Source organism: Pseudomonas sp. 10C3 (assembly GCF_036346185.1).
Classification (GTDB): Bacteria; Pseudomonadota; Gammaproteobacteria; order Pseudomonadales; family Pseudomonadaceae; genus Aquipseudomonas.
Genome location: NZ_JASJVE010000141.1, coordinates 1 through 257, shown reverse-complemented (window position 1 = coordinate 257; position 257 = coordinate 1). Strand labels below are relative to the sequence as shown.

1 protein-coding gene is annotated in these 257 nt (G+C 59.5%); it reads right to left on the bottom strand.

Annotation, left to right across the window (positions count from 1 at the left end):
- Positions 1-257, bottom strand: a 257-nt coding sequence (locus QN399_RS26430; RefSeq protein ID WP_330201957.1) for a hypothetical protein, incomplete at both ends; no start/stop codon positions are given.

Sequence of the window (257 nt, the reverse complement as noted above, 5' to 3'; positions counted from 1 at the left end):
CCCTCACGGACTGCCAAGTCATCACCGCGCCAAAAGCTGTCAAGGCGATCCCAAGCCCAATAACAGTCGGACGGGACTGGGCTATAGAACGACGCCGTTGCTCGAACGTCTGCACGGTGTCGGTATGAGTTGCCGTGTACGTGGCCTTGTGACAGGTGTCTCCCGGATGCATCTCGACACCTCGACAAGAGACTGTGGGCGAGGCCATCACCATAATTCCCCACACCAGCAAGGCAACCCCGGCCGCAGCAACAACG